This is a genomic window from Streptomyces sp. NPDC090994 (genome assembly GCF_044768905.1).
Taxonomy (GTDB): Bacteria; Actinomycetota; Actinomycetes; order Streptomycetales; family Streptomycetaceae; genus Streptomyces.
This window is the reverse complement of record NZ_JBIVWS010000003.1, coordinates 452,829-470,766: the sequence shown is the minus strand read 5'-3', so window position 1 is coordinate 470,766 and position 17,938 is coordinate 452,829. Positions and strand designations below refer to the sequence as shown.

At 72.7% G+C, this 17,938-nt stretch carries 15 protein-coding genes; 7 read left to right on the top strand and 8 right to left on the bottom strand.

What is annotated here, in order from left to right:
- Positions 1-163: 163 nt before the first annotated feature.
- The 6 genes from araD to ACIQR3_RS09500 all read right to left on the bottom strand — a co-directional run bounded on the left by araD (position 164) and on the right by ACIQR3_RS09500 (position 6,697).
- Positions 164-1,894, bottom strand: coding sequence for an L-arabinonate dehydratase (gene araD, locus ACIQR3_RS09525; protein ID WP_215165592.1), 1,731 nt, complete (start codon positions 1,892-1,894; stop codon positions 164-166).
- The gene (locus ACIQR3_RS09520; RefSeq protein WP_403536465.1) at positions 1,891-2,799 is read right to left on the bottom strand and encodes a dihydrodipicolinate synthase family protein; all 909 of its coding nucleotides are present in this window, start codon (positions 2,797-2,799) and stop codon (positions 1,891-1,893) included. Before ACIQR3_RS09520 ends, araD begins: the two co-directional genes overlap by 4 nt.
- Positions 2,796-3,473, bottom strand: a complete 678-nt coding sequence (locus ACIQR3_RS09515) for a GntR family transcriptional regulator (RefSeq protein WP_403536463.1) — start codon at positions 3,471-3,473, stop codon at positions 2,796-2,798. The genes ACIQR3_RS09520 and ACIQR3_RS09515 overlap by 4 nt, the downstream gene beginning before the upstream one ends.
- Before the next feature lie 122 nt (positions 3,474-3,595).
- Complete coding sequence (locus ACIQR3_RS09510) at positions 3,596-4,357, bottom strand: MBL fold metallo-hydrolase (protein ID WP_403536460.1); 762 nt, start codon at positions 4,355-4,357, stop codon at positions 3,596-3,598.
- Between the two features lie 220 nt (positions 4,358-4,577).
- Positions 4,578-5,759: a hypothetical protein gene (locus ACIQR3_RS09505; protein WP_403536457.1), complete on the bottom strand. Its 1,182-nt coding sequence runs from the start codon at positions 5,757-5,759 to the stop codon at positions 4,578-4,580.
- Positions 5,756-6,697 (bottom strand): 5-dehydro-4-deoxyglucarate dehydratase, encoded by a 942-nt coding sequence (locus ACIQR3_RS09500; protein ID WP_403536454.1) that lies wholly within the window; start codon positions 6,695-6,697, stop codon positions 5,756-5,758. The genes ACIQR3_RS09505 and ACIQR3_RS09500 overlap by 4 nt, the downstream gene beginning before the upstream one ends.
- 255 nt (positions 6,698-6,952) lie before the next feature.
- Here ACIQR3_RS09500 and ACIQR3_RS09495 point away from each other — a divergent pair, with 255 nt between their 5' ends.
- The 7 genes from ACIQR3_RS09495 to ACIQR3_RS09465 all read left to right on the top strand — a co-directional run bounded on the left by ACIQR3_RS09495 (position 6,953) and on the right by ACIQR3_RS09465 (position 14,354).
- Positions 6,953-7,762, top strand: coding sequence for an NAD-dependent epimerase/dehydratase family protein (locus ACIQR3_RS09495; RefSeq protein WP_403536452.1), 810 nt, complete (start codon positions 6,953-6,955; stop codon positions 7,760-7,762).
- Positions 7,763-8,024: 262 nt separating this feature from the next.
- Positions 8,025-8,795: a DeoR/GlpR family DNA-binding transcription regulator gene (locus ACIQR3_RS09490; protein WP_403536449.1), complete on the top strand. Its 771-nt coding sequence runs from the start codon at positions 8,025-8,027 to the stop codon at positions 8,793-8,795.
- A gap of 79 nt (positions 8,796-8,874) precedes the next feature.
- Positions 8,875-10,245 (top strand): ABC transporter substrate-binding protein, encoded by a 1,371-nt coding sequence (locus tag ACIQR3_RS09485; RefSeq protein WP_403536447.1) that lies wholly within the window; start codon positions 8,875-8,877, stop codon positions 10,243-10,245.
- Positions 10,242-11,183, top strand: a complete 942-nt coding sequence (locus ACIQR3_RS09480; protein ID WP_403536444.1) for a carbohydrate ABC transporter permease — start codon at positions 10,242-10,244, stop codon at positions 11,181-11,183. Before ACIQR3_RS09485 ends, ACIQR3_RS09480 begins: the two co-directional genes overlap by 4 nt.
- On the top strand, positions 11,180-12,034 hold the full coding sequence (locus ACIQR3_RS09475) for a carbohydrate ABC transporter permease (protein ID WP_403536441.1): 855 nt from the start codon (positions 11,180-11,182) through the stop codon (positions 12,032-12,034). The genes ACIQR3_RS09480 and ACIQR3_RS09475 overlap by 4 nt, the downstream gene beginning before the upstream one ends.
- On the top strand, positions 12,031-13,020 hold the full coding sequence (locus ACIQR3_RS09470) for a zinc-dependent alcohol dehydrogenase family protein (RefSeq protein WP_403536439.1): 990 nt from the start codon (positions 12,031-12,033) through the stop codon (positions 13,018-13,020). The genes ACIQR3_RS09475 and ACIQR3_RS09470 overlap by 4 nt, the downstream gene beginning before the upstream one ends.
- 125 nt (positions 13,021-13,145) lie before the next feature.
- A complete protein-coding gene (locus ACIQR3_RS09465; protein ID WP_403536792.1) occupies positions 13,146-14,354 on the top strand; it encodes a TerD family protein in 1,209 nt (402 codons plus the stop codon).
- Between the two features lie 47 nt (positions 14,355-14,401).
- Here the strand turns inward: ACIQR3_RS09465 and ACIQR3_RS09460 are convergent, their stop codons facing one another.
- The gene (locus ACIQR3_RS09460; RefSeq protein WP_403536437.1) at positions 14,402-15,847 is read right to left on the bottom strand and encodes an alkaline phosphatase PhoX; all 1,446 of its coding nucleotides are present in this window, start codon (positions 15,845-15,847) and stop codon (positions 14,402-14,404) included.
- 456 nt (positions 15,848-16,303) lie between these two features.
- A complete protein-coding gene (locus tag ACIQR3_RS09455) occupies positions 16,304-17,734 on the bottom strand; it encodes a hypothetical protein (protein ID WP_403536434.1) in 1,431 nt (476 codons plus the stop codon).
- Between the last annotated feature and the right edge of the window lie 204 nt (positions 17,735-17,938).

The window sequence follows — 17,938 nt, the reverse complement described above, 5'->3', positions numbered from 1 at the left end:
GTTCTGGTACGTCGTGCGTGGGGCGTGCTTGCGTGGGGCTCGCTCGCGTGGGTCGTACGCGCGCGGGGCGTTCACTTGCGTAGTCGGATGTGCGTGGTGCGTACAGGAAGCGCTTTCTGTCGGTACAGGGGTGTGCGGAGGTTTTCTGTTGTCCGGGGGGGGGTCAGCCCGCGTACGGGTCCTGCACCTTGCCGGGGCGGGCCAGGAACTCGAAGTCGCAGCCGGTGTCGGCCTGGGTGATCTGTTCGTTGTAGAGCGCGCCGTAGCCGCGCTCGTACCGTGCCGGGGGCGGCGTCCACGCGGCGCGGCGGCGCTCCAGTTCCTCGTCGTCCACGTTGAGCCGGAGGGTGCGGGCGGCGACGTCCAGGGTGATGGTGTCGCCGGTGCGGACCAGGGCGAGCGGTCCGCCGATGTACGACTCGGGCGCGACGTGCAGCACGCAGGCGCCGTAACTCGTGCCGCTCATCCGGGCGTCGGAGATCCGCACCATGTCCCGTACGCCCTGCTTGAGGAGGTGGTCGGGGAGGGGCAGCATGCCGTACTCGGGCATGCCGGGGCCGCCCTTGGGGCCGGCGTTGCGCAGCACCAGCACGTCGTCGGCGGTGATGTCCAGGGCGGGGTCGTTGATGGTGCGCTGCATCGTGCGGTAGTCGTCGAAGACGACCGCGCGGCCGGTGTGCTTGAGCAGGTGCGGTTCGGCGGCGATGTGCTTGATGACGGCGCCGTCGGGGCAGAGGTTGCCGCGCAGCACGGCGACGCCTCCCTCGGCCGCGACCGGGTTGTCGCGGGGGCGGATCACGTCGTCGTTGTGGACGAGGGCGCCTTCGAGCTGCTCGCGCAGGGTGTCGTGGCAGACCGTGGGCCGGTCCAGGTGGAGCAGGTCGGGGATGCGGGAGAGGAAGCCGGGCAGTCCGCCGGCGAAGTGGAAGTCCTCCATCAGGTACGTCTGTCCGCCGGGGCGGACGTTGGCCAGCACCGGGACGGTGCGGGCGATGCGGTCGAAGTCGTCGAGGGTGAGGGTGACGCCCGCGCGGCCCGCCATCGCGATCAGGTGGATCACGGCGTTGGTGGAGCCGCCGAGGCCGAGCACGGTGGTGACGGCGTCCTCGAAGGCGTCCGCGGTGAGGATGTCGCTCAGCTTGCGGTCCCGGTGGACCAGTTCGACGATGCGCAGCCCGGCCGCGGCGGCCATCCGGTCGTGCCCGGAGTCGACGGCGGGGATGCTGGAGGCGCCCGGCACGGTGACGCCGAGGGCCTCGGCGGCGGCGGTCAGGGTGGAGGCCGTGCCCATCGTCATGCAGTGACCGGGCGAGCGGGCCAGCCCGCTCTCCAGTTCCTGCATCTCGCAGTCGCCGATGAGCCCGGCCCGCTTGTCGTCCCAGTACTTCCACATGTCGGTGCCGCTGCCGAGGGTCTCGCCCCGCCAGTGCCCCGGGAGCATCGGCCCGGCGGGCACGAACACGGCCGGCAGGTCGGCGGAGGCCGCGCCCATCAGCAGGGCGGGCGTCGACTTGTCGCAGCCGCCCATGAGGACGGCGCCGTCCACCGGGTAGGACCGCAGCAGCTCCTCCGTCTCCATGGCGAGCATGTTGCGGTAGAGCATCGGGGTCGGCTTCTGGAAGGTCTCGCTGAGCGTGGAGACCGGGAATTCCAGGGGGAAGCCGCCCGCCTGCCACACGCCCCGCTTCACGGCCTGGGCGCGGTCGCGCAGGTGGACGTGGCAGGGGTTGATGTCGGACCAGGTGTTGAGGATGGCGATGACGGGCTTGCCGAGGTGCTCCTCGGGCAGGTAGCCGAGCTGGCGGGTGCGGGCGCGGTGGCTGAAGGTGCGCAGGCCCTCGGTGCCGTACCACTGGTGGCTGCGCAGCTCCTCCGGGCGCTTGCGGCCGGTCATATCGACCACCCCGCGGCGATCTCGGCGACCTCGGCGCGCTCGCCCTCGGGGAGCGGGCGGCTCGGCGGGCGGACGTCGCGGCGGCACAGGCCGAGCGAGGCGAGGGCCTCCTTGACGACGGTGACGTTGTTGGCGGAGCCGTTGGCGGCGCGCAGTTCCTCGAAGCGGCGGATCTGCTCCCAGACCTTCATGGCGGCCGGGTAGTCGCCCGCCCGCAGCGCCTCGATCATGTTCCGGGAGACGGCCGGGGCGACGTTGACCAGCCCGGAGGTGAAGCCGGTGGCGCCGGCCGAGAAGTAGGCGGGGGCGTACGGTTCGGCCAGCCCCGCCACCCACACGAACCGGTCGAGCCCGGCGTCGCGGGCGAAGGCGGCGAACTTGGCGGCGTCCGGCACGGCGTACTTCACGCCGATGACGTTGGGGCAGGTGTCCGCCAGCTCGGCCAGCCGCGCCCCGGCCAGCTGCGGATTGCGGATGTAGGGGACGACGCCCAGCTCGGGGACGGCCTCGGCGACGGCGCGGTGGTAGTCGACCCAGCCGGCCTGGGAGACGTAGGGGTGGACGGGCTGGTGCACCATCACCATGGTGACGCCCAGGTCGCGGGCGTGCCGGGCGGAGGCGATCGCGGTCGGCACGTCGTGGCCGACGCCGGCCAGGATGTCCGCCCGGCCGCCGGCCTCCTCGGCGGTCAGCTCGGTGACCTGGCGGCGCTCGGCCGGGGTGAGGGCGTAGAACTCGCCGGTGTTGCCGTTGGGGGTGAGGGTGGTGATGCCGGCGTCCAGCAGGCGACGCAGCAGGGCCCGGTACGTGGCGGGGTCGACGGAGCCGTCCGCGGCGAACGGGGTCACCGGGATCGCCACCACGTCGGCCAGGGCCGCCCGCTGGGTCTCGAACGTCGTTGTCATGCCTGTCCGTCCTCTTCCTGGGCCCGCCCGGCCTCGTGGTCCGCTGCCGGGAAGGCCCGCTCGACGAAGAACGCGATGTGCGCGTGGAGGGCGCGTGCGGCACCGTCCGCGTCACCGGCCAGGGCGAGCCGCAGGATCTCCTGGTGCTCGCCCGCCTCCCGCTCCCAGGAGGGGTCGGCCGCCCAGGCGACGGCGGAGACCAGGGCCGCCTGGTCGCGGACCTCGTCGAGCATCCGGCCGAGCAGCGGGTTGCCGCAGGGCAGATACAGGGCGCGGTGGAACTCCCGGTTGGCCAGCGACCGTTCGGCGGTGTCGGTGGCCCGGTCGGCGCGGGCCAGCGCGTCCCGGGCGGCGTCCAGGGAGGCGCCGCGCCGCACGGCGCGCTTGAGTGCCTCCGGCTCCAGGAGCAGCCGCACGTCGTAGACCTCGCGTGCCATGTCCGCGTCCACCATGCGCACCGTGGCGCCCTTGTACTGGCTCATCACGACCAGTCCGGTGCCGGCCAGGGTCTTGAGCGCCTCGCGCACCGGGGTCTTGGAGACCCCGAACTGTGCGGCGAGTTCGGTCTCGACCAGGGCCTGGCCGGGGGTCAGCCGGCCGGTGAGGATGCGGCGTTTGATCTCCTGGAGCACGTACTGCGTGCGGGAGGGGATCGGCGTGGGCACAGAGGTCATGTGCGCCTCTCGGATCTCGCATATCGCGTCTCATATATGACGTACGGAGTACGACGCGTTGAAGGTAGGAGGGGCGCAATGTTTCGTCAATGCTTCTGACAGAAGAAGCGCGGATCGGCTCTTCAGACGCTGATGGTGACGCCCTCACGGGCGGTCCCGGTCGGCCCGCCGAACACCGCGGCGGCCCGCGCGGTCGCCGCTCCGGGCGTCAGGGTGGGCCCGACATGGGTGACGAGCAGGCGCCGGGCACCGGCCGCGCGGGCGGTGTTCCCGGCGTCCTCGGGCGTCAGGTGCACCTGTTCGCTTCCGCGATGCTCACCGGCGTCGTCGATGTCGGCCTCGCAGAGGAACAGGTCGGCGTCGCGGGCCAGGCCGGTGAGCGCGGCGCACGGTCCGCTGTCCCCGGAGTAGGCCAGGACCCGGCCCTCGCACTCGGCCCGCAGCCCGTACGCCTCGGTGTCGTGCCGCACGGCGCGGGAGGTGAGGAGCAGAGCGCCGTGGCGGACGGTGTGCCCGTCCTCAAGTGCGTGGAAGGCGAAGACGCCGTCGAGGAAACCGGTGTCGGGCCGCCCGAAGAAGCCCGCGAGGCGCCGGGCGCAGTCGGCGGGCGCGTAGACCGGGACGGGTGCCTCGGGGGTGAGCCCGCCGTAGGCGAGGGCGTACATCGCGGCGAGCAGGTCGGCGCAGTGGTCGGCGTGCAGATGGGAGATCCAGATCGCGCTGAGCCGCGCCGGGTCCGTGTGCCGCTGCAACTCGGCGAAGGTACCGGGCCCCGCGTCCACCCACACCTCCGCCCCGCCGCCGCGCACCAGGTGACCGGAGCAGGGGCGGCCGGGCGCGGGGTGGGGGGAGGCGGTGCCGAGCACGGTGAGGGTGAGGGGCATCGCGTCAGCGTACGGCCGGGCCGTCGGCGTACGGTCCTCGGGCCGTCGGCATACGGTCCTCGGGCCGTCCTCCGACCGTCCCCGGGCCGTCGGCATACGACCCTCAGACCGTCGGCATACGACCCTCAGACCGTCGGCATACGGCCCTCAGACCGTCGGCATACGGTCCTCGGGCCGTCGGCTTACCGCCCCCCTGGGCCATCGGCGTACCGTCCTACGGTCAGCCTCGCCGGGAGGGCCCGCCCAGCCCCCTCCGCACCGCCGCCAGGTCCTCGTCCGACGCCAGCCCGGCGTGGTACAGCCGCAGTTCCGTGGCGCCCAGGTCGGCGGCGCGGGCCGCGTCGGCGGCGAGGGTGCCGGGGCTGCCGCCCATGCCGGAGACGACGGTGAGGTTGGCGGCGAGGACCGTGCCGTCGTGGGCCTGCTCGGCGAAGGGGGTGATCAGGCCCGCACCGCCCGTGCAGGGCACGACCACCCCGTCCGCGACGGACAGGATGTGCGCGGGGTCGACCCCGGCGTTGGCGCCGCAGTGGTACGAGACCGGGTCGGCGTGCAGCAGGACCTGGAAGCCCTCGGGGGCGGCGGCGCGGACGGCCGCGACGGCCGCCTCCTGAAGGGAGCGGGCGGTGGCGTCCCGCCACGCGCGCGTGGCGCCCGCCCGCGTCTCGCCGAGCAGCTTCTCCACGCCCGCCCAGCCCCCGTCCGAGGGCGCCGTCCCCCGCCACACCGGCTCCAGCGCGTCGCGGACGGCGGCGGCCAGTTCGTCCGGGTCCAGGCCCTGTCCGCCGTACCCCGCCCGGCAGTCGGGGCAGAAGCAGAGCGACATCAGGTACTGCCCGGCGTCCCCGAGACCGACGCCGGCGGTCTTGTCGTGGGCGTGCAGATGGGCCAGGCCGTACCAGCCGAGGGACTCCAGTTCGGTGCCGCGCGCCCCCGGCCGCACCGCCGCCTCGGCGGCCAGGTCGACGAGGTACGCGCGCGTGGCGGGCTGCGCGATACACGGCGCCCAGGGGTAGCGGTCGCCGTAGGCGTTGACGACGGAGGTGTGCGGATGCTCGGCGCCGAGGCGGGAGTTGTGGGCCAGCACGACCCAGGTGTGCACCTCCAGCCCCGCGTCCGCGAGCCTGGCCGCGGCCTCGCCGTAGGCGTCCCCGGGCGCCCAGTCACCGGCCGGGTACGGGCGCAGGTCCCGTCCGGCCCAGCGGCCGGCGTCCGGCGGGTAGAGGACGGCGGCGTGCTCGGCGGTGACGATCCGGTGGCGCGGGTGGCGGGGGGTCAGGGCGCGGGTGGAGTGGTAGGCGGCGGCCAGCGTCACCTGTTCCACGCCGAGTCCCGCGACCGCCTGCGGCGCGCGCGGGTCGCCGTCGACGTCCCAGGGGTAGACGAATGCCGATGTCTTCACCGTGCCTCCTCAAGGAGCGCGCGACCGCGCTCGATCACCTCGGCGAGCCGCTCGACATGGTCCCCGGTCGGCTCGTGCAGCGGGGGCCGCACCTCGCCCACGTCCAGGCCGCGCAACCGTACCCCGGCCTTCACCAGGGCGACGGCGTACCCGCGTCCCTGGGCGCGCAGTTCGGTGAAGGGCCGGTAGAAGCCGTCCAGCAGGCGGTGCGCGGTGGCGTCGTCGCCGGTGCGCAGCGCCCGGTGGAAGGCGAGGGCGATCTCGGGGACGAAGCAGAACACGGCGGAGGAGTACAGCGTGACGCCGAGGCCGCGGTAGGCGAGCTGGGTCTGCTCGGCGGTCGGCAGCCCGTTGAAGTAGAGGAAGTCACCGGGCACCTCGGTGCGCACGGCGCTGACGGTCCGCTGCATCAGGTCGAGGTCGCCGAGGCCGTCCTTGAGGCCGACGATCCCCTCCGTGCGGGCCAGTTCGACCACCGCGCGGGGGCTGAAGACGGCGTTGTCGCGCTGGTAGACGATCACGGGCAGGGACGTCGCGGCGGCCACCTCCCGGTAGTGCCGCAGCAGCCCCTCCTCCCCGGCGAGCACCAGGTACGGCGGCATGGCGAGCAGCCCGTCGGCGCCGGCCTCCTCGGCGAGGCGCGCGTAGCGGACGGCGAGGGCGGTGCCGTAGCCGGCGCCCGCCAGGACCGGGACGCGGCCCGCCGTCTCCTCGACGGCCGCGCGGACGCAGTCCTGGAACTCCTCGGGCGTGAGCGCGTGGAACTCCCCGGTGCCGCAGCAGGCGAACACGGCGGCGGCGCCCGCCTCCACCCCCTGGCGCACGTGGGCGCGGTAGACGTCGAGGTCGACCTCGCCGCCGGGGCCGTACGCCGTGACCGGAAAGAACAGCGGGCCCCGAGGGGCGGTGAGCCGAGCGGCGAGCGGGGCTGACGTCACAGGTTCTCCCGTTTGCATGCGTGTCCGGTGTTTATATTTCTGAACATGCTCACGCTAAGACGCCCCTGGAGGGCGGTCAAGCTTCCGCGCTCTTGACGCGTGACGACGCGTCTCCTTAGCGTGTCCACGCTTGTGAATGACGTACTCAGATGTGCACTCACCTGTGCGCTTCGGTACTCGTACTCCCGTGCACTCCGGTACTCGTACTCGGATGTGCACTCAGATGCGTACTCGTGCAGTCAAGGAGACCCGAGGATGCCCGCTCCCCGCACCGTTCTGCTCACCGGCGCCGCCGGCGGCCTCGGCACCCTGATGCGGGAGCTGCTCCCCGCTCACGGCTACGACCTGCGCCTGTTCGACCTGCGCCCCATCGAGGACGCCCCGGACGCCGTCGTCGCCGACCTCGCCGACAAGGACGCCGTGCGCGAGGCGGTCCGCGGCGTCGACGCGATCGTCCACCTCGCCGGCATCTCCCTGGAAGCGTCCTTCGACAAGATCCTGAAGGCCAACATCGAGGGCACGTACAACGTCTACGAGGCCGCCCGCGAGGAGGGCGTCGGCCGTGTCGTCTTCGCCTCCTCCAACCACGCCGTCGGCTGGACCCCGCGCCCCCAGGGCGACGACCCCCTCATCCCCGTCGACACCCCTCGCCGCCCCGACACCTTCTACGGCCTGTCCAAGTCCTTCGGCGAGGACCTCGCCCAGTTCTACTGGGACAAGCACGGCATCGAGACCGTCTCCGTCCGCATCGGCTCCTGCTTCCCCGAGCCGACCAGCGTCCGGATGCTCTCGGTGTGGATGAGCCCCGCCGACGGCGCCCGGCTCCTCCACGCCGCGCTGACCGCCGAGGGCGTCGGCCACACGGTCGTCTACGGCTCCTCCGCCAACACCCGCCTGTGGTGGGACCTCACCACCGCGCGCGCCCTCGGCTACGAGCCGCAGGACGACTCCGAGCCGTACGCCGCGAAACTCGTCGCCGAACAGGGCGAACTGGACCCGGACAACCCGGCCCACGCCCGCCTCGGCGGCCACTTCGTCACGGACCCGCCGATCTGGCCGTACTGACCGGAACACACAGCAGCACCGAGGAGGACGGGCACCGAACGGGCCCGCCCTCCTCCCCGTTCGGGCATCCGCGCTGCCCGTTCAGACGCCCCGCCTCGCCGCACCCCTGGTCCACGACGCCGCCCCGGCCACCGAAACGGGCCCAAGCGGGCAGTATCGGCTCCGCAACAGACCTGGTCAGCGCCGCGCGCCCGCTGTAGAACTCTTCACCGGGGCCTTACCGGGCCCGAACGGGCAACGGCGCGCGTGAGGCAGGTGTGACATGGGCACGAGATCGGCGGAAGAGCGCCAGCGGGAGATCGTGCGGGCCGCCCGTGCCTCCGGCTCGGTCGACGTCACCGTCCTCGCCGCCGAACTCGGCGTGGCCAAGGAGACCGTACGCCGGGATCTGCGCGCCCTGGAGGACCACGGTCTGGTCCGCCGCACCCACGGCGGCGCCTACCCCGTGGAGAGCGCCGGGTTCGAGACGACCCTCGCCGTGCGCGCCACCAGCCACGTCCCCGAGAAGCGCCGGGTCGCCGCCGCGGCGGCCGACCTGCTCGGGGACGCCGAGACGGTCTTCGTCGACGAGGGCTTCACCCCCCAGCTCATCGCCGAGGCACTGCCCGTGGACCGGCCGCTGACCGTGGTCACCGCGTCCCTGCCGGTGGCCGGCGCGCTCGCCGGGCGCGGTGACACCTCCGTCCTGCTGCTCGGCGGCCGGGTCCGCCCGGGCACGCTGGCCACCGTCGACCACTGGACCACCAAGATGCTGGCCGGGTTCGTCCTCGACCTGGCCTTCATCGGCGCCAACGGCATCTCCCGCGAACACGGCCTGACCACGCCCGACCCGGCGGTCAGCGAGGTCAAGGCACAGGCCGTGCGGGCCGCGCGGCGCACGGTGTTCGCGGGGGTGCACACCAAGTTCGGGGCGGTCAGCTTCTGCCGGTTCGCCGAGGTCGGCGCCCTGGAGGCGATCGTCACCAGCACCCAGCTGCCCGCCTCCGAGGCCCACCGCTACTCCCTGCTGGGCCCTCAGGTCATCCGAGTCTGACCCCGTCCCATGCCTCCCCCTCGTGGGACGGGGTCACCCCTTATCGCCCCATACCTCCCCCTATGTTCAGGAGCGATCCATGCGAACCCAGAGCCGACGGAGGCCGCGAGCCACGCTCGCCACGGCCGCCGCAGGGACGCTGCTCGCCCCGCTGCTCTCCGGCTGCTGGGTCGGGGCGGGCGGCGCGGGGTCCGGCGGCGACGCCATCAACGTCCTGATGGTCAACAACCCCCAGATGGTCGAGCTGCAGAAGCTCACCGCCGACCACTTCACCGAGGAGACCGGCATCAAGGTGAACTTCACCGTGCTGCCGGAGAACGACGTCCGCGACAAGATCAGCCAGGACTTCGCCAACCAGGCGGGCCAGTACGACGTCGCCACCCTCTCCAACTACGAGATCCCCATCTACGCCAAGAACGAGTGGCTGCACGAGATGGACTCCTACGCCGCGAAGGACACCGCCTACGACGAGCAGGACGTCCTCAAGCCGATGCGCGAGTCCCTCACCGGCGAGGACGGCAAGCTCTACGGCCAGCCCTTCTACGGCGAGTCCTCCTTCCTGATGTACCGCAAGGACATCTTCGAGAAGGAGGGCCTGACCATGCCCGCGCACCCCACCTGGCAGCAGGTCGCCGACCTCGCCGCGAAGGTCGACGGCGCGGAGCCCGGCATGAAGGGCATCTGCCTGCGCGGCCTGCCCGGCTGGGGCGAGGTGATGGCCCCGCTCACCACGGTCGTCAACACCTTCGGCGGCACCTGGTTCGACCAGGACTGGAAGGCCCGCCTCGACTCCCCCGAGTTCGAGAAGGCGGTCAAGTTCTACGTCGGCCTGGTGCGCGAGCACGGCGAGTCCGGCGCCCCGCAGGCCGGCTTCGCCGAGTGCCTGAACAACATGACCCAGGGCAAGGTCGCCATGTGGTACGACGCCACCTCCGCCGCCGGCTCCCTGGAGGCGGCCGACTCCCCCGTCAAGGGCAAGCTGGGCTACGCCCCCGCCCCGGTCGAGAAGACCGAGTCCTCCGGCTGGCTCTACACCTGGGCCTGGGGCATCCAGCAGGCCTCCCGCAACCCCGACAAGGCGTGGAAGTTCGTCTCCTGGGCGTCCAGCAAGGAGTACGAGCAGCTCGTCGGCGACGAGATCGGCTGGTCCAACGTCCCGGCCGGCAAGCGCGCCTCCACGTACGAGAACCCGGCCTACCGGGCGGAGGCCGGCGCCTTCCAGGAGATGACCCGGGAGGCGATCGAGGCGGCCCGGCCCAACGACCCGGGGGTGCAGCCGCGTCCGGCGCCCGGCATCCAGTTCGTCGGCATCCCGGAGTTCACCGACCTCGGCACCAAGGTCTCCCAGGAGATCAGCGCGGCCATCGCCGGACGCCAGTCCGTCGAGTCGGCCCTGAGGAAATCGCAGGAACTCGCCGAAGAGATCGCCGAGGAGTACGAGGGACGATGACCGCCACGACGACGGCCCCCGTGGCCGCACCCGACGTCAGCACCCCGCCGAGCCGGCCCTCCGCGCGGCTGCGCGCCTGGGCCACCCGGGCCCCGCTCCTCCCGGCCCTGATCTTCATGATCGCGGTCACCCAGCTGCCCTTCGTGGCGACGCTGGTGATCTCCTTCTTCGACTGGAACGCGCTCTACCCCGACGCCCGCCACTTCACCGGCCTCTCCAACTACGGCGACGTCCTCACCGACCCCGACCTGCGCAAGTCGGTCTGGACGACGATCCTGCTGACGGTCGCGGTGGTGCTGGCCAGCCTGGTCCTCGGCCTCGCCCTCGCCCTGCTCCTGGACCGGAGGTTCAAGGGCCGCGGCGTGGTCCGCACCCTGCTGATCGCCCCGTTCCTGGTGGTCCCGGTCGCGGCGGCCCTGCTGTGGAAGCACGTCCTCTACAACCCCGAATACGGCCTGCTGAACGGGTTGTTGCACTACGTCGGCGGCCCCCAGCCCGACTGGATCTCCAACACCCCGCTGCTCGCGGTGGAGCTGTCCCTCGTATGGCAGTGGACGCCGTTCATGATGCTGATCCTGCTGGCCGGACTGCAGAGCCGCGACCAGCAGCAGATCGAGGCGGCCCGGGTGGACGGCGCCGGCGACTGGCAGATCTTCGTCCACCTCACCCTGCCCCACCTGCGCCGCTACCTCGAACTCGGCGCCCTGCTCGGCTCGATCTACATCGTGCAGAACTTCGACGCGGTCTTCACGATCACCTCCGGCGGCCTGGGCACCGCCAACCTGCCGTACACCGTCTACCAGAGCTTCTACCAGGCCCACGAGAACGGCCTCGCCTCGGCCGCCGGCGTCCTGGTCGTCATCGGCTCGATCATCATCGCGACCTTCGCCCTGCGCGTGGTGTCGTCCCTGTTCCGCGAGGAGGTGGGCCGCGCATGAGCAGCACCGTGGCCGCTGTACGCAAGAGCCGCCGCACCGGCGGTGCCGGTCTGGGCCTGCTGGCCTGGCTGCTCGGCATCGTCTTCTTCCTCCCCATCGCCTGGATGGCGCTGACCTCCTTCCACTCGGAGGAGGACGCCGCCACCAACCCGCCGTCCTTCGCGGCCGCCCTGACCCTGGACGGTTACCGCGAGTTCTTCGGCGCGGACGGCGGCGCCAGCCCCTGGCCGGCGCTGGCCAACTCGGTCGTCGCGTCGGTGGCGTCGACCCTGTTCGTCCTCGTCCTCGCCCTCCCGGCGGCGTACGCGCTGTCCATCCGCCCGGTGAAGAAGTGGACGGACGTCCTGTTCTTCTTCCTGTCGACGAAGATGCTGCCGGTGGTGGCCGGCCTGCTCCCGATCTACCTCTTCGCCAAGAACACCGACATGCTGGACAACATCTGGCTGCTGGTCATCCTCTACACCTCGATGAACCTGCCGATCGCGGTGTGGATGATGCAGTCCTTCCTCGCCGAGGTCCCGGTCGCGATCATCGAGGCGGCCCGGGTGGACGGCGCGAAACTGCCGACGATCCTGGCGCGGGTGGTCGCTCCGATCGCCCTGCCCGGCATCGCCGCGACCTCCCTGATCTGTTTCATCTTCAGCTGGAACGAACTGCTCTTCGCCCGGGTGCTGACGGGTGTGGTCGCCGAGACCGCCCCCGTCTTCCTGACCGGCTTCATCACCAGCCAGGGCCTGTTCCTGGCCAAGGTGTGCGCCGCGTCGCTCGTCATCTCCCTGCCGGTGCTCGCCGCGGGGTTCGCCGCCCAGGACAAGCTGGTCCAGGGCCTGTCGCTTGGAGCCGTGAAATGAAGGCCGCCGTCATCGAGTCCGTGGGCCGCGCCGTCGTCGCCGAGATCCCGGACCCGACGCCAGGGCCGCGCGAGGTCGTCGTCCAGGTCGCCGCGTGCGGGCTGTGCGGCACCGACCTGCACATCCTCCAGGGGGAGTTCGCGCCCAAGCTGCCGATCACGCCGGGGCACGAGTTCGCCGGCGAGGTGGTCGGGGTCGGCACGCGGGTCACCGAGGTCTCGGTCGGCGACCGGGTCGCGGTGGACCCGTCCCTGTACTGCTACGAGTGCCGCTACTGCCGTACCGGCCACAACAACCTCTGCGAGCGCTGGGCGGCCATCGGCGTGACGACGGCGGGCGGCGCGGCCCAGTACGCGGTGGCACCCGTGGCGAACTGCGTGAAGCTCCCCGAGCACGTCCGCACCCAGGACGCGGCCCTGATCGAGCCGCTGTCCTGCGCGGTCCGCGGCTACGACGTGCTCCAGTCCCGCCTCGGCGCCCACGTCCTGATCTACGGCTCCGGCACGATGGGCCTGATGATGCTGGAACTGGCCAAGCGGACGGGCGCGGCCAGCGTCGACATGGTCGACCTCAACCCGGCCCGCCTGGAGACCGCCAAGGGCCTGGGCGTCTCGGGCGCCGCCGCCACCCCCGACGAACTGGACCGCCCCCAGGGCTGGGACCTGGTCATCGACGCGACCGGCAACGCGGCGGCGATCCAGGACGGCCTGGACCGGGTCGCCAAGGCCGGAACGTTCCTCCAGTTCGGCGTGGCCGACTACGCGACGCGGGTGCAGATCGACCCGTACCGCATCTACAACCAGGAGATCACCATCACCGGCTCGATGGCGGTCCTGCACAGCTACGAGCGGGCGGCGGAACTGTTCGCGAACGGCGTCCTGGACCCCGACGTCTTCATCAGCGACCGCATCCCGCTGGAGCGGTACCCACAGGCGCTGGAGCAGTTCGCGGCGGGGGTGGGACGGAAGATCGTGGTCGTGCCGTAGCCCGTCCTCGGAACGCCGGAGGGGCTGATGTCCAGCCCGTCCGGCGTCTGAATCCCTGGTCGGCCGATCAGCCCACGGTAAGGGAACGGCAAAACGCCCCCGCTCGTTCACCCGGCATGACAGCTATGACCCCCGGCTCGAACATCCCCCTGTCCGCCGCCCGCGTGACGGTGGACGTCGCCGCGCCCGTGCGCCTCGACGTATCGGGCCTGCTGCTCACCGCCGACGGCAAGGTGCGCTCCGACGACGACTTCATCTTCTACAACCAGCCCACCGGGCCGGGCGTGACCTACCGCTCCGGCGGCGGCACCGCCCCGGACGCGATCACGGTCGACACCTCAGCCATCCCCCCGGGCATCGAGAAGGTCGTCGTCACCGCGAGCCCGGACGCCGCGGGCCAGACCTTCCAGGGCATCGAGCCCACGGCGACGATCCGCAACGCGGACGACGGCTCGGTCCTGGCCACCTTCACACCCCCGCAGCTCGGCAGCGAGACGGCCCTGGTGATCGTCGAGGTCTACCTCCGGGGCGGCGTCTGGAAGGCCCGCGCGGTCGGCCAGGGGTACGCCAACGGCCTGGCCGGCATCGCCACCGACTTCGGCGTCTCGGTGGAGGAGCCGGCCGCGCCCGCCGCCCAGCCGGTCACGCCGCCCCCGGCCCCGGCCGCCGTACAGCCGCCGCCCCCGCCGGTCGCCACCCCCGCCGCCGCCCCGCCGGCCCCGCCCGCCGCACCCGCGGCCCCCGCCCCCGGGGCCGGGAAGATCAACCTGGACAAGGGCCGCGTCAGCCTCCAGAAGAACCAGACCGTCTCCCTGGTCAAGGGCGGCCGCCCGGTCCTCTCCCAGGTCAAGATGGGCCTCGGCTGGGAGCCGGCGTACCGCGGCAAGGACATCGACCTGGACGCCTCGGTCATCGCGTACGGCCCGCAGCGCAACCACATCGACAGCTGCTACTTCGGCAAGCTGTCCATCGTCGGCGGCGCCATCAAGCACTCCGGTGACAACCTCACCGGCGAGGGCGGCGGCGACGACGAGGTGATCGTCGTGGACCTCGGCCGGCTCCCGCAGGAGGTCACCGGTCTGGTCTTCACGGTCAACTCCTTCTCCGGGCAGAAGTTCACCGAGGTCGCCAAGGCGTACTGCCGCCTGCTGGACGCCGCGACCGGCGAGGAACTGGTCCGCTTCGACCTCACCACCGCCGAGCCGCAGACCGGCGTGATGATGGCCAAGCTGATCCGGCAGTTCTCCGGGGAGTGGGACATGACGGCGATGGGCGAGTTCGTCAAGTCCCGCACGGTCCGCGGGATGGTGAAGCCGGCCGCCAAGTCGCTGTGACCTCGGACGGCCCGGGTCCGGCACGGAACCCGGGCCGTCCGTCCCGCTCAGCGCCGCTTCTGCCGCTTCCAGGGCCCGGTGATCGCGAGCATGACGCCGGGCGTCTGGATGTTCGCGTAGAGGGTGCGTCCGTCGGGCGAGAAGGTCACCCCGGTGAACTCGCTGTACTCGGGCTCCTCCGCGCTGCCGATGTTCAGCTCGTTGCGGGCGATGGGGTACGTCCGTCCGCTGTCCGTGGCGCCGAACAGGTGCTGCACGCCGTCGCCGTCCTCGGCGATGACCAGACCGCCGTACGGGGAGACGGTGATGTTGTCCGGGCCGTCGAAGGCGCCCTCCGCCTCCGGGTCCGGGTTGACGCCGAGCAGCACCTTCAGGGTGAGGGTGCGGCGCTTGGGGTCGTAGAACCAGACCTGGCCGTCGTGCGGCGTGCCGGGGCTCTCGTCGCGGGCGAAGGACGAGACGACGTAGGCGCCGCCGTCCGCCCACCACATGCCCTCCAGCTTGCGGGCGCGGGTGACCTGGCCGTCGGTGAACTGCTTGCGCACGGAGACGGTCTTCGCGTCACGGTCGGGGACCTCGACCCAGTCGACGCCGTACACGGTGCCGGTCTTCGTCGCGCGGGAGAGGTCGTCGACGAACTTGCCGCCGGAGTCGAAGCACTTGAACGCCTCCAGGCACCCGGCGTCGTCGGCGAGGGTGCGCAGCCTGCCGCGGCCGTGCCGGAAGCCCTCCGGCGGGGTCCAGCGGTAGAACAGGCCGTTGGGGCCGGAGGCGTCCTCGGTGAGGTAGGCGTGGCCGCGCCTGGGGTCGATGACGACGGCCTCGTGGGCGTACCGGCCCAGCGCCTTGACCGGCTTCGGGTCGCGGTTGGCGCGGCGGTCGGCGGGGTCGACCTCGAAGACGTAGCCGTGGTCCTTGGTCATGCCGTTGGACCCGGCCTTGTCCTCGGTCTCCTCGCAGGTCAGCCAGGTGTCCCAGGGGGTGGAGCCGCCCGCGCAGTTGGTGGCGGTGCCGGCGATGCCGACCCACTCGGCGACCTCGCCGCCGGGGCGGACCTCGACGACGGTGCAGCCGCCGGAGGCCGCCGGGTCGTAGACGAGGCCCTCGGTGAGCGGGACGGGGTGCGGCCAGTTGGCCCGGGGGCCGCCCAGTTCGTGGTTGTTGACCAGCAGGGTGGTGCCGCGCGGGCCGTCGAAGGTGGCGGTGCCGTCGTGGTTGGAGGGGGTGTACTCGCCCGACTCCAGTTTGGTGCGGCCGCTGTAGGTGACGACCCGGTAGGAGAAGCCGGCGGGCAGCGCGAGGATGCCGTCCGGGTCGGGGAGCAGCGGCCCGTAGCCGACCCCGCCGTGCCCGTGCTCGTCGTCCGTGCCCTCGGTCTCCGTGGACGCCAGGGCGTTCGGGGCGGTGGCGAGGGCGCCGACGCTGCCCGCCAGCGCGACCCCGGCGCCGGTGAGCGCGGAGCGGGTGGCGAAGTCCCTGCGGGTGAGCGACATGGTGTGTCTCCTGTGACGGTGGGCGTGCCAGGAAGGGGGGTGGCGCTGCGCGGTGCGGCGCCACCGTCCCGCCCACCGCTTAACGGAGGCTGAACTCCGTACGACACTCCGTGCCCCGCTTGTGTGAATCCGCCCGGCGACGCGTCACGAGGCCGCCACCGGCGGTCGTCCGCCGGACGGTCACCGGCCGTGGTCCGCCGGGCCGCCCCCGACTGTCCTTCCCCGAGCCACCACCGGCCGTCCTCCCCCAAGCCACCACCGGCCGTCCTCCCCCGAGCCACCACCGGCCGTCCTCCCCCAAGCCACCACCGGCCGTCCTCCCCCAAGCCACCACCGGCCGCCGGGCGCCGGACGCCGGGCGCCGGACGCCGGACGCCGGGCGCCGGACGCCGGACGCCGGGCGCCGGACGCCGGACGCCGGACGCCGGACGCCGGACGCCGGGCGGTAGCCGGCCGTCACCCCCCGTGCTGCGACCGCGCCTTGAACGCCGCCTTGCGGGCCTCCTTGGCGATCTTCTTGTCGGGGTGCAGCCGCCCCATCGCCTCCAGCACGTCGGCGGTGGCGGGGTGGTCGACCCGCCAGGCGGTGGCGAAGAAGCCGCTGTGCTGCGCGGCCAGTCCCTCCACCAGGGCGCGCAGTTCCTCGGAGTTGCCCTCGGCGGCGAGCTGCGCGGCCACCGTGTCGACGGTCAGCCAGAAGACCATGGACTCCGGCGGCGGCGGCACGTCGCGGGCCCCGTGCTCGGCCAGCCACACCCGGGCCAGCCCGCCCAGCTCCGCGTCGTCGAGGACCTCACGCAGCGCGGGCTCGGCGTCGGCGCCGACCAGGGCCAGCGCCTGCTGGCAGCGCAGCCGGCGCAGCGGCGCCCCGGCGTCCGCGCCGCGCGCCGCCGCCAGCAGTTCCCGGGCGGCGGCCAGCGGCTCGCGGCGGGCCAGCCATCCCTCGGTCTCGGCGTGCGCGGCGGCCGGCGGGAAGGCGGCCGTGCCGTCGAGCAGGGTGTCGGCGCCCTTGTCGGCGAGTTCGCCGACGGCCGGGGCGGTGAACCCGGCCTCCAGCAGCCGGGCGCGCAGCCCGTACAGGCCGAGCGGGGTCAGCCGCACCATGCCGTAGCGGGAGACGTCGGTGTCGTCGACGGGCGCGGCGGGCTCCTCGTCGCCCTCGGCCATCAGCGCCTCGTCGACCGGCTGGTAGGTGACCAGCCCGATCGGCTCCAGCAGCCGGAACTGGTCGTCCAGCCGCATCATCGCGTCGGAGACCTGCTGCAGCACGTCGTTGGTGGGCTCGCCCATGTCGCTGGGGACGAGGACGGAGGCGGCGAGCGCGGGCAGCGGCACCGGGGTGTCGCCGGGCGCGTCCTCACCGACGGTGAGCAGGTACAGGTTGCCGAGCACCCCGTCGAGGAACTCCGCCTCGGCCTCGGGGTCCCAGTCCAGGGAGGAGAGGTCCAGCTCGCCCTCGCCCTCGGCCATCGCGTCGACCAGGGCACCGAGGTCGGGCGCGCTCGCGTCGGCGAGGACGGTCTCCAGGGCGGCGAGCCACACGCCGAGCACGTCCTGCGGGGAACCGCCGGTGAGCAGCGCCAGTTCCTCGCCCGCCGTGACGGTGCCCTCGTCCTCGTCGACGATCTCGACCAGCCCGGCGTCCAGGGCGACCCGCCACGCCTCGCCCGCGTCCGCCGCCGCGTCGCCGCCGCTGAGCCCGAGCGCCTCGGCCGCCGCGCCGAGCTGCTCCTCGACCAGCTCTCCCCCGGCCTCCACCCGGGTGTCCGGCCCGGCCCAGCGGGCGAGCCGGACGGCCCGGGAGAGCAGCGGGGCGGAGAGCGCGTCGCGGGCCAGCTCCGCTTCGGGGTGGAGCCGCGCGGGCGGCAGGGTGGAGCTGTCTGACATGGGCTGTTTTCTCCTCGCGCGCCTCGACGGCCGTACGGCCACCTGGACGCCGTACGGCTCAGCCGCTCAGCCTAGACGGGTTTCCACCCATGCCGCCCGGTTCATCTCCCTGTCGGCTGCCGTACATGGCCGAAACCTTGACAAGGCCCTTGGCCGCGCAGGAGATTGACGCGCGTAGAAACAGGGGGGCACGAGTGTTCACGC